The organism is Azospirillum rugosum, from assembly GCF_017876155.1.
GTDB classification, from domain to species: domain Bacteria; phylum Pseudomonadota; class Alphaproteobacteria; order Azospirillales; family Azospirillaceae; genus Azospirillum; species Azospirillum rugosum.
The window spans coordinates 75,068-88,729 of sequence record NZ_JAGINP010000001.1 but is presented as its reverse complement, the minus strand read 5'-3'; the positions used below and the strand labels follow the sequence as shown (position 1 = coordinate 88,729).

The 13,662-nt window shown below is 69.5% G+C and carries 12 protein-coding genes; 6 read left to right on the top strand and 6 right to left on the bottom strand.

Going from position 1 to position 13,662, the window contains the following annotated elements; all coding sequences use genetic code 11:
- Window positions 1–180 precede the first annotated feature (180 nt).
- From J2851_RS00405 to J2851_RS00395, 3 genes are all read left to right on the top strand, one after another.
- Window positions 181–1,680 carry a leucyl aminopeptidase gene (locus J2851_RS00405; RefSeq protein WP_209762216.1) on the top strand — a complete coding sequence of 500 codons (1,500 nt, stop codon included), beginning with the start codon at window positions 181–183 and terminating at the stop codon, window positions 1,678–1,680.
- 26 nt (window positions 1,681–1,706) lie between these two features.
- Window positions 1,707–2,156, top strand: coding sequence for a DNA polymerase III subunit chi (locus J2851_RS00400; protein WP_209762214.1), 450 nt, complete (start codon window positions 1,707–1,709; stop codon window positions 2,154–2,156).
- A gap of 237 nt (window positions 2,157–2,393) precedes the next feature.
- Window positions 2,394–3,629 (top strand): ATP-binding response regulator, encoded by a 1,236-nt coding sequence (locus tag J2851_RS00395; RefSeq protein ID WP_209762211.1) that lies wholly within the window; start codon window positions 2,394–2,396, stop codon window positions 3,627–3,629.
- Here the strand turns inward: J2851_RS00395 and J2851_RS00390 are convergent.
- The 5 genes from J2851_RS00390 to J2851_RS00370 form a co-directional block, all read right to left on the bottom strand.
- Window positions 3,626–4,231: a helix-turn-helix domain-containing protein gene (locus J2851_RS00390; RefSeq protein ID WP_209762208.1), complete on the bottom strand. Its 606-nt coding sequence runs from the start codon at window positions 4,229–4,231 to the stop codon at window positions 3,626–3,628. The two genes, J2851_RS00395 and J2851_RS00390, sit on opposite strands and share 4 nt — an antisense overlap.
- Before the next feature lie 375 nt (window positions 4,232–4,606).
- The gene (gene guaA / locus J2851_RS00385) at window positions 4,607–6,157 is read right to left on the bottom strand and encodes a glutamine-hydrolyzing GMP synthase (RefSeq protein WP_209762205.1); all 1,551 of its coding nucleotides are present in this window, start codon (window positions 6,155–6,157) and stop codon (window positions 4,607–4,609) included.
- A gap of 34 nt (window positions 6,158–6,191) precedes the next feature.
- Complete coding sequence (locus J2851_RS00380; protein ID WP_209762202.1) at window positions 6,192–6,749, bottom strand: GNAT family N-acetyltransferase; 558 nt, start codon at window positions 6,747–6,749, stop codon at window positions 6,192–6,194.
- Between the two features lie 104 nt (window positions 6,750–6,853).
- Window positions 6,854–7,681, bottom strand: coding sequence for a class I SAM-dependent methyltransferase (locus J2851_RS00375; protein WP_209762199.1), 828 nt, complete (start codon window positions 7,679–7,681; stop codon window positions 6,854–6,856).
- Window positions 7,682–7,751: 70 nt separating this feature from the next.
- Window positions 7,752–9,116: an RsmB/NOP family class I SAM-dependent RNA methyltransferase gene (locus tag J2851_RS00370; RefSeq protein ID WP_209762196.1), complete on the bottom strand. Its 1,365-nt coding sequence runs from the start codon at window positions 9,114–9,116 to the stop codon at window positions 7,752–7,754.
- Between the two features lie 303 nt (window positions 9,117–9,419).
- On the opposite strand from J2851_RS00370, the gene mltA reads away from it, so the two are divergent.
- From mltA to J2851_RS00355, 3 genes are all read left to right on the top strand, one after another.
- Complete coding sequence (gene mltA, locus J2851_RS00365; RefSeq protein ID WP_209762193.1) at window positions 9,420–10,583, top strand: murein transglycosylase A; 1,164 nt, start codon at window positions 9,420–9,422, stop codon at window positions 10,581–10,583.
- 10 nt (window positions 10,584–10,593) lie between these two features.
- Window positions 10,594–11,127 (top strand): GNAT family N-acetyltransferase, encoded by a 534-nt coding sequence (locus J2851_RS00360; protein ID WP_307420019.1) that lies wholly within the window; start codon window positions 10,594–10,596, stop codon window positions 11,125–11,127.
- A gap of 108 nt (window positions 11,128–11,235) precedes the next feature.
- Window positions 11,236–11,997: a TrmH family RNA methyltransferase gene (locus J2851_RS00355; RefSeq protein ID WP_209762190.1), complete on the top strand. Its 762-nt coding sequence runs from the start codon at window positions 11,236–11,238 to the stop codon at window positions 11,995–11,997.
- A 93-nt stretch (window positions 11,998–12,090) separates the two neighbouring features.
- Here J2851_RS00355 and guaB read toward each other — a convergent pair whose 3' ends face one another.
- Window positions 12,091–13,569, bottom strand: coding sequence for an IMP dehydrogenase (guaB, locus tag J2851_RS00350; protein ID WP_209762187.1), 1,479 nt, complete (start codon window positions 13,567–13,569; stop codon window positions 12,091–12,093).
- Between the last annotated feature and the right edge of the window lie 93 nt (window positions 13,570–13,662).

Sequence of the window (13,662 nt, the reverse complement as noted above, 5' to 3'; positions counted from 1 at the left end):
GCGCCCCGGCCGGTGCAATGACCGCGGCGCCGCCGGGGCTATGTACTGCGGACCGGCGCAGGAAACAACTGGCCCGCGCCTTGACAGGGCGCGTGGGAAGGTCTTTATCGCAAGGAGGTTGCTGATCGATCCCACCCTTCCCGGCGCTTTCGCGCCGGGCGTTCCAGCCGAGAGGACTCGATGAAGTTCGCCTTTGCCAAGCCGGCGCTCCCCAAATCCGGCACCGTCGCCGTCACCGTCGCCAACGAGCGGACGCTCGGCGCCGCCGGCCAGGATCTGGACCAGAAGACCGGCGGAGCGTTGACCCGCGCCATGAAGGCAAGCCGGTTCACCGGCAAGAAGGAGGAGACGCTCGCCATCCTCGCCCCCGCCGGCGTGGAGCTGGACCGCATCCTGCTGGTCGGCGTGGGCAAGGCGGAGGAGGTCGGCGACACCGCGCTCCAGTCCGCCGGCGGCGCCCTGGTGGCGGCGCTCGACAAGTCGGGCGAGAGCGAGGTGTCCGTGCTGCTCGACCTGCCGGCCGGCGCCGGCCTCGCCCCGGCCGACGCGGCGGCGGAGCTGGCCTTCGGCGGCCGCCTGCGCTCCTACAAGTTCGACAAGTACCGCACGACCGAGAAGAAGGACGCCAAGCCGTCCCTGAAGAAGGTGACCGTGCTGACCGCCGACGCCGACGGCGCCAAGCGCGCCTACGGCCGGCTGGAAGGGCTGGCCGACTCCGTCGCCTTCACCCGCGACCTGGTGTCGGAGCCCGCCAACGTCCTGCACCCCGAAAGCCTGGCGGAGCGCTGCAAGGATCTGGCCGAGGTCGGCGTCGAGGTCGAGGTGCTCGACCTCAAGAAGCTGAAGAAGCTGGGCATGGGCGCGCTGATCGGCGTCGCCCAGGGCAGCGCGTATGAGCCGCGCGTCGTCGTCATGCGCTGGAACGGCGCCCCCGACGCGGAGGATCGCCGCCCCGTCGCCTTCATTGGCAAGGGCGTCACCTTCGACACCGGCGGCATCTCCATCAAGCCGGCGGCCGGCATGGAGGACATGAAGTGGGACATGGGCGGCGCCGCGGTGGTCATCGGCACCATGCGCGCGCTGGCCGCCCGCAAGGCCAAGGTGAACGCGGTCGGCATCGTGGGCCTGGTGGAGAACATGCCGTCCGGCACCGCGCAGCGGCCGGGCGACGTCGTCACCTCCATGTCCGGCCAGACCATCGAGGTCATCAACACCGACGCCGAGGGGCGCCTCGTCCTGGCCGACGTCCTGTGGTACGCGCAGGAGAGCTTCAAGCCGCGCCTGATGGTCGACCTCGCCACCCTGACCGGCGCCGTCATCATCGCGCTGGGCCACGAGCACGCCGGCCTGTTCGCCACCGACGACGCGCTGGCCGACGGGCTGCTGGCCGCCGGCACGGCGGTGGGCGAGCCGCTGTGGCGCCTGCCCATGGGCGACGCCTACGACAAGGACATCAACTCCGACATCGCCGACATGAAGAACGTCGGGTCGGGCCGTGGTGCGGGCAGCATCATCGGCGCGCAGTTCCTGAAGCGCTTCGTCAACGACGTGCCCTGGGCGCACATCGACATCGCCGGCGTCGCCTGGTCGAAGAAGGACAGCGCCACGGTGCCGAAGGGCGGCACGGGCTTCGGCGTGCGCCTGCTCGACCGCTTCGTGGCAGACCACCATGAAAACTAACCACCACGAAGGCTGACCGCAGCTTCATGACCGAAATCCGCTTTTACCACCTCCAGCGGCGCACGCTCGAACAGGCGTTGCCGAAGATCCTGGAGAAGGTGATCGAGCGCAGCTGGCGGGCCGTCGTGCTCGCCGGCTCGCCCGAGCGGGTGGACGCGCTCAACCAGCATCTGTGGACCTACGACCCGGCTTCCTTCCTGCCGCACGGCAGCGCCCGCGACGGTTTCGCCGAACGGCAGCCGGTCTGGCTGACCGCGGAGGACGAGAACCCCAACGGCGCCACCGTGCTGGTGCTGGTCGACGGCGTGACCAGCGACCGGCTGGGCACCTACGACCTCGTCTGCGACCTGTTCGACGGCAACGACGAGGAGGCCGTCCTGGCCGCGCGCGACCGCTGGAAGGCCTGCAAGGCCGCCGGCCACGGCCTGACCTATTGGCAGCAGAACGACCGCGGCGGCTGGGAAAAGCGCGCCTGACCACCATCGGCCTCCACCACCGATCGTTGTAACGGCGGAATTTTTTCGCGCCAGATGACAAACTGGTTGCAATGCGGAGCATTTATGGTGACCTTAAGGTAATCCTTTCCTAAGGATTAACCTTTTCGGATCCAGGCTATTCGCGCCCGGCCATACCCGGCGCCGGACGGCTGGCTTGGAACCGGCCAGGGACGATGGAACGGCACCGGATACCCGCGGGACAACGACAGCGCCTTCATGACACGCAGCATCGACCAGAGCCTCGCGCGGGAAATCAAGGATGCCGCCATCCTGATCGTCGACGACAACCACTCGAACGTCGAGCTGCTGCGCGAGATCCTGAGGCATGACGGCTACACCGGCGTCCGGGGGGAGACCGACCCCCGCGTGGTTCCCGCCCTCTGCGAGGCCGAACGCTTCGACCTGCTGCTGATCGACATCCGCATGCCGCACATGAGCGGGTTCGAGCTGATGGAGCGGGTGCGGGCCATCCACGCCGACGATTACGTCCCGGTTCTGGTCCTGACCGCCCACACCGACCAGGAGACCCGGCGCAAGTCGCTGGAGCTGGGCGCCAACGACTTCCTGACCAAGCCCTTCATCGCGTGGGAGCTGCTGCACCGCGTCCGCAACATGCTGGACATCCGCATGCTCTACCGCCGCGCCGCCGAGGAGAACCGGGAGCTGGAGCGGCGGGTGACCGAACGCACGGCGGAGCTGAGCGCGGCGCTCGACGCCGCCCGCCAGGCCGACCGCGCGAAGCTCGACTTCCTGTCGGTGATGAGCCACGAGCTGCGCACGCCGCTGAACTCCATCATCGGCTTTGCGGAGGTGCTCGCCAAGGACGGGCAGGACCGGCTCGGCGAGCGCGACAGCCAGGAATACGTCACCTTGATCGAGGAGAGCGGCAAGACCCTGCTCACCATGGTCAACAAGATCCTGGACTACACGCGCGCCTCGACCGGCGGCATCGAGCTGTCGGAATCGGACGTCGACCTGCCCCGCCTGCTGGACAGCTGCCTCGCCGTGCTCCTCCCCAAGGCGCAGGCGAAGAACCTCGCCCTGTCGGTCGATTCGCGGCTCGCGGAGTCCGGAGCGCCCGTCACCCTGCGCGCGGACGACCGCCGCCTGCGCGAGATGCTGATGGGCGTGCTCGACAACGCGGTGAAGTTCAGCCACCCCGGCGGACGGGTCGCCGCCCGGATCGAGCGGCGCGCCGACGCGGTCGCCATTATCGTGTCCGACGACGGCCCGGGCATTCCGCCGGACATCGCCGGCCGCATCTTCAGCCCCTTCACCCAGGCCGAACGCTCGCTGGTGCGCAAGCACGAGGGCATCGGGCTCGGCCTGCCCATCGTGCGCCGCTTCGCCGAGCTTCACGGCGGCGCGGTGGTCCTCGACAGCACGCCCGGCCAGGGCACGACCGTCACCATCCTGCTGCCCGCCTCACGCCTGGTGGCGCCGGCCGCCTAATCGTGCACGTCGTCGGCGGTGATGACCTGCAGGTCCAGGTCCGGCATGCCCACCCCGTCGTCGGTGCAGATCGGCTGGTCGATCAGCACGATCACCCGGAAGCCGTCCATCGGCACGACGCTCATCCGCCGTTGCAGCACCGTGCGCCGGCAGGCGACCGCCCGATCCTTGTAGGACAGCGACAGCACATCGCTCTTGCCGTTCAGCATGGCCAGCGCGTGGCGCTCCATCATCTCAAGGGAGAGGCCGTCCAGCCGGCGCAGGATCGACGTCCCGACCAGATCGAGCCGGTGCTGCCGCAGCCAGCCTTGCAAGGACGGGGAGATGGTGTGGACGATCATGCCCGGCGTGTAGAGCGTGCACTTCTCCCCCATGCTCCGCACCATCGCCTGGATCCCGACGAAGGTCGGGTGTTGCCGGTAATGGCCGGTGAGCATATCGCGCAGAAGGGCCTGCTCGCGCGGGCTCGGAATGTTCATTCCGGCTTCCCAGCGCCCGATCACCTCCTCCGTCGTCGCCATCATGATGCCGAACTGCGCCGGGGTGACCCCGTGCAGTTCACGCAAGGCGCGGACGATGTGCGGCCATTCATGCGCCTCCATGGCGCTGGTCTCCTTCCCAATGGCATACCAGCATAACCACTTTCGGGCCGGAGCAGGATTCCCAAAGAGAGGGGATGACCCGTGTTACTCGAAAGAAACAGGCTGGTGTCGGGTTTATCACAGCCGAAGGACCACCGCCTCGCCCCCGCAGGCCCTTCCAAACGCAGGAAAGCGGCGCCCGACGGGGGCGAGCGCCCGGTCGGGGGCGCCGAATCGGGATGGGAAAAGCCGTCGGCTGCTCCGCTTCAAAGCAGAAACAAACAGCCCCTCTCCCGCGGTCGGAAGAGGGGCTTTTCGTTCGGGCGGTACAAGGACGTTCCGGCGCCGCGCGCGTCCCGCATCAGCCGGGAAGCAGTCGGCTCATCCCCACTCGCCTTATTCCCATTCAATCGTGCCGGGCGGCTTCGACGTGATGTCGTAGACGACGCGGTTGACGCCGCGCACCTCGTTGACGATGCGGTTCGACACGCGCGCCAGGAAGTCGTGCGGGAACGGGTACCAATCGGCGGTCATGCCGTCGGTGGAGGTCACCGCGCGCAGCGCCAGCACATGGTCGTAGGTACGGCCGTCGCCCATCACGCCCACGGTGCGGACCGGCAGCAGCACCGCGAAAGCCTGCCAGATCGCGTCGTAGAGGCCGGCGTTGCGGATCTCTTCCAGATAGACCGTGTCGGCCTTGCGCAGGATGTCCAGCTTCTCCGGCGTGATCTCGCCGGGGACGCGGATGGCCAGCCCCGGGCCGGGGAACGGGTGGCGGCCGATGAAGGCCGGCGGCAGGCCAAGCTCGCGGCCGAGCGCGCGGACCTCGTCCTTGAACAGCTCGCGCAGCGGCTCCACCAGCTTCAGCTTCATGCGCTCCGGCAGGCCGCCGACGTTGTGGTGCGACTTGATGGTGACCGACGGGCCGCCGGTGAAGGACACGCTTTCGATCACGTCGGGGTACAGCGTGCCCTGGGCCAGGAACTCCGCCCCGCCGACCTTGGCGCTCTCCTCGTCGAACACGTCGATGAACAGGCCGCCGATGATCTTGCGCTTCTGCTCCGGGTCGGTGACGCCGGCCAGCTTGCCCAGGAACAGCTCCGACGCGTTCCGGTGGACCAGCGGGATGTTGTAGTGATCGCGGAACAGGGTCACGACCTCGTCCGCCTCGCCGGCGCGCATCAGGCCGGTGTCCACGAAGATGCAGGTCAGCTGGTCGCCGATGGCCTCGTGGATCAGCACGGCCGCGACCGACGAATCGACGCCGCCGGACAAGCCGCAGATCACCTTGCCCTTGCCAACCTGGGCGCGGATCTTCTCGATGGCCTGCTGTTTAAAGGCGGCCATGGTCCAGTCGCCCTTCAGGCCGGCCACGCGGTGCACGAAGTTCGCCAGCAGCTGCGCGCCGTGCGGGGTGTGCACGACCTCCGGGTGGAACTGCACGCCGTAGAACTGGCGGGCGTCGTCGGCGATGGCGGCGAAGGGCGCGCCGTCGCTGACCGCCACGGCCTGGAAGCCGTCCGGCAGGGCGGTGACGCGGTCGCCGTGGCTCATCCACACCTGCTCGCGCGAGCCCACGTCCCACAGCCCGTCGAACAGAGCGCAGGTCTGCTTCACCTCGATGAAGGCGCGCCCGAACTCCCGGTGGTCGGAGCCGGAGACCGCGCCGCCCAGCTGGTGGCACATGGTCTGCTGGCCGTAGCAGATGCCCAGCACCGGGACGCCCATGGTGAAGACCGCCTCCGGCGCGCGCGGCCCGTTCTCCTCGGTGACCGAGGCCGGGCTGCCCGACAGGATGATGGCCTTGGGCGCGTAGTCGCGGATCCGATCCTCGCTCATGCTGAAGGGATGGATCTCGCAGTACACGCCGGACTCGCGGACGCGGCGGGCGATGAGCTGGGTCACCTGAGACCCGAAATCGAGGATGAGAACGCGCTCGGCGGACATGGAAACAACCTGATGCGGGGGATCAAGCCCCTGACTACCGCATTTCAGGCCCCGCGGACAAGCGTGCAAGAGGCGTCAAATCCTGCCAACCATAGGCGATTTCCACCAGATCGGCCCCGGCGAACTGGATTGGCCGCTCCGCGACGCGCGTGCCGCCCAGCCTTTCGTAGAACCAGCGGGACGGATTGTCGCGCAGGCACCAGACCACGGCGTTGCGCTGGCCGGATTCCAGCAGCCGCTCCGCCATCACGGCCATCAGCCGCCGGCCGATTCCCTGGCTCTTCGCCTCCTCCAGCAGATAGAGGGCGTAGAATTCCCCCTCATACCCTTCCACCGGCACCCGGCGCCCGCCGTAGGTGGCGAACCCGACGATCTTGTCCATGCCGTCCACCACGACCAGGGCGCCCTGCCCCTTCGCATGGGCCTGCACGGCGTTGTGCCAGCGCATGGCCGCCGCCGCTTCCGACAGGTTCACGAGGTAGGTGTCCGGCACCAGCCCGGGGTAAGTTTCCCGCCAGCTGGCGACATGGACCTTGGCAATCCCCACGGCGTCCGACGGACGCGCATCCCGAATCACCATCCCCTCGCCCATGGACCACTCTCCGCACCATTGCCCTTTCTTGAGAGGTGGGAGCGCGGAGCGGAACCGTCCAGTTGGCCGTCCGCGATAGGCGTTAGGGACGGAGCCCCAACCGGTCACGCCCTGCGGCAGATCACCTCGGTCGGCAGAATGCGCTGCTCCTCCAGGTTCCGGACCTGGTTGCGCGCCATGTCGCGGAAGTCGGGCCCGAGCAGGAGGTGGAAGCCGATCGGCGGCGGCCCTTCGCTCGCCAGCCGTTCGCGCAGCAACTGGAACCAGGCGCGGCCTTCCGCACTGGTGTCGCGCCAGCCGACGACCTCCAACCCGCTGTCGGCCAGCAGCCCGCGAAGCTCGTCCGGTGTGGCGAGGAAGCTGGTGGCCGGATCGCGCGCCCAGGGAACGGGAAAGTGCACCGTCCCGCCCGGACCCTGGAGCAGGTCGTACAGGCCGAACAGGCCGCCCGGCTTCAGCACCCGCGCGATCTCGGCGTAGAGGCGCGGCTTGTCGGCGATGTTCATCGCCACATGCTGCGTGTAGACCCGGTCGAAGCTGGCCGCCGGGAAGGGCATGTCCAGCGCGGAGCCCTGCCGGTACTCGACCATGCCGCCCAGCCCGACCCGCTCCGCCAGGACGGTCGCCGTGCGGCAATACTCGTCGGTCAGGTCGATCCCAACGATTCGGCAGCCGTGGACGTCCGCAAGACGGCGGGAGGGGCCACCGAGCCCGCTTCCGACGTCCAGCACCGCCAAGCCAGCCTCCAGGCCCAGCGCCTGCCCCAGCTCGTCGGTGGCCTCGCGCCCGCGGATGTGGAACTCGTCGATGGCGGCGAGATCCTCCGGGCGCAGGCGGTCAATGTCCTTCCCCGCGCGCTCCAGCGCGCCGAGGATGTCCGACGCCAGGTCGCTGCGCCCGTAATGCTCGGCGACCTGCTGTTCGATGGACATGGACCGACCTCCCCTGCTGCGGGCGCCGCTTCCGGCGGTTGCTCCACAGTATCCGGATCGCCGGACCGCGTCACGGCTCCGTTGGAGCGGCCTCTGCCTCCTCCGCGTCCGGCGTTTCCGCCGGAGCCTCCTCCGCCTTGCGCACCATCACGGCGGCGAAGAAGCCGTCGGTGTCGTGGCGGGCCGGGGTCAGGCGCAGGTAGGGACCCTCGGCCGGCGGGGTGCCCGCCTCCTCCTCCGCCCAGACCTCGGCGACCGGCATCACGGTGAAATCGGGGTGGGTCTCCAGGAAGGCGGCGACCTGCTTCTCGTTCTCCTCCGGCAGCATGGAGCAGGTGGCGTAGACCAGCCGCCCGCCCGGCTTCACCAGACGCGACGCGCTGTCCAGGATGTTCGCCTGGAGCGGGAGCAACTGGTCGAGCCCCGGGCCGAGCTGGCGCCAGCGGCTGTCGGGGTTGCGGCGCCAGGTGCCGGTGCCGCTGCACGGCGCGTCCACCAGCACGCGGTCGAACTTGCGCTTGTGGCGCTTCACCCAGGGGTCGCGCTCGCTGGTCAGCGGGTGCGCCTCGATGTTGTGCAGGCCGGCGCGGCGGAACCGCTCGGCGGCGCGCTTGAGGCGGCCAGCCAGCACGTCGCAGGCGACGACGCGGCCCTTGTTCTTCATCAGCGCGGCGATGGCCAGCGTCTTGCCGCCGGCCCCGGCGCAGAAGTCCACCACCTGCTGCCCGGGCTTCGGCGCCACCGCCAGCGCCACGAGCTGCGAGCCCTCGTCCTGGATCTCGACCAGCCCTTCCTTGAAGGCGTCCACGGTGCCCAGCGGCGGGCGGCCCTGCACGCGCAGGCCCAGCGGCGACCAGCGCGTCGGCTCCGCGGTGATGCGGGCGCGGGCCAGCGCCTTGGTGGCGCTCTCGCGGTTGGCCTTCACCGGGTTGATGCGCAGGTCGAGCGGCGCCGGGTCGAGCAGCGTCTTCATCTCCACGGCGAAACGGTCGCCCAGCGCCTCCCGCATCGGCGCTTCCGCCCAGGGCGGGCACTCCACGCGCACGCTCTCCGGCATCTGCGGATGCTCCAGCGTGTGGGTGTCCAGCTCGTTGGCGAGCTTCGCCTCCTCCGGCGCCAGCGCGTCCGGCGCGAACTTGGAGGAGCCGAACAGCGCCTTCACCGACGTGGCCGCCTTGCCCTCCGCCAGGATCTCGTTGGCGAGCGCGCGGGCGCGCGGGGTCGGCGGGTGGCCCAGCCGCTCCAGCCACCAGGTCAGGCGCGCGTGCCGGCGCAGGATCGCGTAGGCCGTCTGCGCCACCGCGGTGCGGTCCTTGGAGCCGATGTAGCGGCGGGCGCGGAAATAGGCGCTCATCACCGCGTCGGCGGGGCGCGGGGTTTCGTCGATCTCGGTCAGCAGGTCGATGACCGCCTGAAGGCGGGCGGCGGGGGTCATGGCGATGGTCCTCGGGGAACGGGGCGGGCATGGGACGACGCCCGCTCATGTATGGGTCGATAACCCGGATGACCACCTCTTGTCATCCCCCACCGACGCGCCCCTGCCTTCCGAGTCGGTTCGCCGGCCCGCGGCCTGTGACAAGACGGCCGGCCTTTGCTTCACCCCGTGAAGACCTGTTGACCAAAATCCCGTAAAGAGGCAAAAAAGGGGTAGAGGCGCCGGGTGCTGCCGTCTTGGTCGCGGCAAGTCCTGCCTTCCCTCCTCTTTGGCGAATTCAGAAAACTCTGTACGGGGTCCGCGATGGCGGCTGCGGTCGGCAGTGTCATGGCGCGCGTGCCGACGCGCGTCTCCACCCTTCTTGCGTTCGGGCTCCTGGCCGCCTGCGCCGGCACCACGCCGCCGGCCACCGGGCCGGTTGCGACCAACACGGCGCCGCCGCGCCCGGGGCTGGAGACAGTCTCCACCGACTTCCGCGCCCTGCCCGGCTGGTCCGACGACGACCACGCCCAGGCCCTGCCCGCGCTACAGCGCACCTGCCGCTGGGTGGAGGCGCAGCCCTCCGACCGGCCGCTCGGCCCCAACCCCGCGGCCGGGACCACAGCCGACTGGCGGCCGATCTGCGCGGCGCTGCGCGCCCTGCCCGACAGCGGCCCGGAGACGGCGCGCCGTTTCTTCGAGGACAACTTCACGCCCGTGTCCCTGTCCGCCGGGCAGGAGGGCCTGTTCACCGGCTATTACGAGGTGGAACTGCGCGGCAGCTGGACCCGCACCGACCGCTACAACGTCCCCATCTACCGCACGCCCAAGCGCAGCAAGCGCGGCGTCCCGTCCCGCGCGAAGATCGTGGACGGCGCCCTGAAGGGCAAGGGGCTGGAGATCCTGTGGGTGGACGACCCCATCGACGCCTTCTTCCTGGAAATCCAGGGCTCCGGCCGCGTGCGGATGACCGACGGGTCGGTGGTGGCGCTGGGCTACGCCGGGCAGAACGGCCACGGCTATTTCCCCATCGGCAAGCACCTGATCGACATCGGCTTCTGCACGGCGGAGCAGGTGACCATGCCGCTGATCCGCCGCTGGCTGAACGAGCATCCGGCCGAGGCCAAGCGGGTGATGAACCTGAACGCCTCCTACGTGTTCTTCCAGCTGCGCCCCAACATCGGCGCACGCGGCGCGCGGAACATGGAGCTGACCGGCGGGCGCAGCCTCGCGGTCGACGCCAGCCACATCCCGCTCGGCGTGCCGCTGTGGCTGGAACTGCGCGACGCCCCGGCGCCCAACGGCGAGATCAAGCGCCTCGTCGTCGCCCAGGACACCGGCGGCGCCATCAAGGGCCCGGTGCGCGGCGACCTGTTCTGGGGCCACGGGACGGAGGCCGAGGAAGGCGCCGGCGTCATGAAGGCCCGCGGGCGCTACACCATGCTCGCCCCGCGCAACGCCTCCTTCCTGATGGCCCAGCGCCGCTGAGGACACGCCCGTGGAGTTGGTCCGCCTGCCCCGGATGCCCGACCGGCTGGCCGCCCTGGCCGCGCTGGAGGAGATCTTCTTCCTCTCCACGCTCCGCACCAGCTTCGCCTCGCCCGACGAGCGCGCGTCCTTCTTCCGCACCTGGACCGGCTGGTACGTAGAGCAGGCACCGGACGACGTCTGGTTCGCGGTGGACAGGGATGAGGACGGGGACGGCGCGATCCTCGGCTACCTGACCGGCTGCAAGGACAGCGCCGGGGCCACCGACCTCGCCCGCATCATCCCGAAATACGAGGTCTTCGCCGACCGCTTCGCCGCCTTTCCGGCGCACCTGCACGTCAACGTCCGGCCGGGCCACCGCGACCGCGGCGTCGGCCGGGCGCTGGTGGACACCTTTGCCGAGGACTGCCGGACCGATGGGCTGCCCGGCGTCCACCTCGTCACCGGAGTCTTCGCCCGCAACGTCGCCTTCTACCAGCGCGCCGGCTTCACCGAGGCGACCCAGCGCGGCCCCCTGCTGTTCCTCGGCCGCCGCCTGCGCTGAAGCCTTTCCAACCGCCCCGCCCCCGCACTAAGGTCCGCGGGCGGCGGCCAAGGAACAGCAGGGGGCCGCGCGCCTTCCGGAAAGCACCGCCAGGAAAACGCCGCCATCATGACCCGCCCGCCGCGCCTGATCGAAAGCCCGCAGAACCCGCAGTTCAAGCTGTGGGAATCGCTGCTGGAAAGCCGCGGCCTGAAGAAGCAGGGCAAGTTCCTGCTGGCCGGACTGAAGACCGTGCCGGAGGCGCTGGCCCGCTGGCCCGAGCGCTTTTCAACCGTTCTGTTCGCCGACCCGGCCCAGATCGACGGATGGCGCTTTCCCGCTCACATCGACACCGTGCAGTTGGCGCCCGCGCTGTTCCGCATTCTGGACGCGTCCGGCACCGGCTTTCCCTTGCTGGTCGGCGGGGTCCCGGACATGCCGCTGCTCGACCTGTCGCAACCGCCGCAGGGGCTGGAGCTGGTCTGCGCGCTTGGCGACCCGAACAACCTCGGCGCCCTGCTGCGCAGCGCCGCCGCCTTCAACGCACGCCGCGTGATCCTGCTGGAGGGGGTGGCCCACCCCTTCCACCCCAAATGCCTGCGCGCCGCCTCCAACGCCCAGTTCGAGCTAACCCTGCTGCGCGGCGGCCGCTGGGATGACCTGAAAGGAGCCGCCGGCCCCATGGTCGCACTGGACGCCGGCGGCGCGGACATGGCCGACTTCGCCTGGCCGCGCGACGTCCGGCTGGTACTGGGCGAGGAAGGTCAGGGCATCCCCGACGACCTGCCGGTCCAACGCCTGTCCATCCCGACAACGGGCGCCGTGGAATCGCTCAACGCCACGGTCGCGGCGAGCGTGGCGCTGTTCAGCTACTTCCTGTCGTCCAAATAAAGACGTTGGGTTTCGCTATCGCTCCACCCAACCTACGAAGCACGAACCCCGTAGGTTGGGTGGAGCGCAGCGCAACCCAACAAAAACGCCCCATCACCCCTGGCGGTAGTTCGGCGCCTCGTTGGTGATGGTGATGTCGTGCACGTGGCTCTCGCGCAGGCCGGCGTTGGTGATGCGGACGAACTCCGCCCGCGTCTGCATCTCGGCGATGGACTTGCTGCCGGTGTAGCCCATAGCCGCGCGCAGGCCGCCGACCAGCTGGTGGATCACCGCCGACACCGGGCCCTTGTAGGGGACGCGGCCCTCGACGCCTTCCGGCACCAGCTTCATGGTCGAGACTTCCTGCTGGAAGTAACGATCCGCGGAGCCGCGCGCCATGGCGCCCACCGAACCCATGCCGCGGTAGCTCTTGTACGAACGGCCCTGGTACAGGATGACCTCACCGGGGCTCTCGTCGGTGCCGGCGAACAGGCTGCCCAGCATGGCGACGCTGGCGCCGGCGGCGATTGCCTTGGCAAGGTCGCCCGAGAACTTGATGCCGCCGTCGGAGATCACCGGGATGCCCAGCTTCTCGCAGGTCTCGACCACATCCATGACGGCGGTCAGCTGCGGGACGCCGACGCCGGCAACGATGCGGGTGGTGCAGATGGAGCCCGGGCCGATGCCGACCTTCACCGCGTCGGCGCCGGCGTCGATCAGCGCCTTGGCCGCCTCGCCGGTCGCCACGTTGCCGGCGATGACCTGGGTGTAGTTGGACATGTTGCGCGCCGCGCGCACCTGGTCCAGCACCTTCAGCGAATGGCCGTGCGCGGTGTCCACCACCAGCACGTCCACGCCCGCGTCGAACAGAGCCTCCGCCCGGCGCAGCCCGTCGGACCCGGTGCCGGTGGCGGCGGCGACGCGCAGGCGGCCCTGGGCGTCCTTGCAGGCATTCGGGTAGGCCTGGGCCTTCTCGATGTCCTTCACGGTGACGAGGCCGATGCAGCGGTAATCCTCGTCCACCACCAACAGCTTCTCGATGCGGTGCTGGTGCAGCAGGCGCTTGGCCTCGGCTTGGCTGACGCCCTCGCGGACGGTCACCAGATCCTTGGTCATCAGCTCGCTGACCGGCTGCTTCGGGTCGCTGGCGAAGCGCACGTCGCGGTTGGTCAGGATGCCGACCAGCTTGCCGCTGCCGCGGGAGTCCAGCGTCTCCACCACCGGAATGCCGGAGATGCGGTAGTCGGCCATCAACTGCAGCGCGTCGGCCAGCGTGGCGCCCGGCGTGATGGTGATCGGGTTGACCACCATGCCGGACTCGTACCGCTTGACCTTGCGGACCTCCTCGGCCTGCTGCTCGATGGTCAGGTTGCGGTGGATGACGCCGATGCCGCCGGCCTGGGCCATGGCGATGGCGAGGCTGCTCTCGGTCACCGTGTCCATGGCCGAGGACATCAGCGGAATGCCGAGTTCGATGGACTTGGTCAGGCGCGTCCGGGTGTCGACCTCGTTCGGCAGGACCGAACTTTCGGCCGGAACCAGGAGAACGTCGTCGAAGGTCAGGGCTTCGCGGATCGAGGTCGAGCGGGCCATCGGAAATCTCCCGGAAGGAACAGGGGGGCCGGAAAAAATTTCGCCGCACTATACACAAGACCGTGGGCTTGTGAAGGCGCGCACACCACAAAT

Coding starts and splice junctions, on each gene's coding strand:
- mltA (WP_209762193.1), top strand. CDS start 9,420: ATGGCGGCTGCGGTCGGCAGTGTCATGGCGCGCGTGCCGACGCGCGTC.
- J2851_RS00400 (WP_209762214.1), top strand. CDS start 1,707: ATGACCGAAATCCGCTTTTACCACCTCCAGCGGCGCACGCTCGAACAG.
- J2851_RS00355 (WP_209762190.1), top strand. CDS start 11,236: ATGACCCGCCCGCCGCGCCTGATCGAAAGCCCGCAGAACCCGCAGTTC.
- guaA (WP_209762205.1), bottom strand. CDS start 6,157: ATGTCCGCCGAGCGCGTTCTCATCCTCGATTTCGGGTCTCAGGTGACC.
- J2851_RS00380 (WP_209762202.1), bottom strand. CDS start 6,749: ATGGGCGAGGGGATGGTGATTCGGGATGCGCGTCCGTCGGACGCCGTG.
- J2851_RS00390 (WP_209762208.1), bottom strand. CDS start 4,231: ATGGAGGCGCATGAATGGCCGCACATCGTCCGCGCCTTGCGTGAACTG.
- guaB (WP_209762187.1), bottom strand. CDS start 13,569: ATGGCCCGCTCGACCTCGATCCGCGAAGCCCTGACCTTCGACGACGTT.
- J2851_RS00370 (WP_209762196.1), bottom strand. CDS start 9,116: ATGACCCCCGCCGCCCGCCTTCAGGCGGTCATCGACCTGCTGACCGAG.
- J2851_RS00395 (WP_209762211.1), top strand. CDS start 2,394: ATGACACGCAGCATCGACCAGAGCCTCGCGCGGGAAATCAAGGATGCC.
- J2851_RS00375 (WP_209762199.1), bottom strand. CDS start 7,681: ATGTCCATCGAACAGCAGGTCGCCGAGCATTACGGGCGCAGCGACCTG.
- J2851_RS00405 (WP_209762216.1), top strand. CDS start 181: ATGAAGTTCGCCTTTGCCAAGCCGGCGCTCCCCAAATCCGGCACCGTC.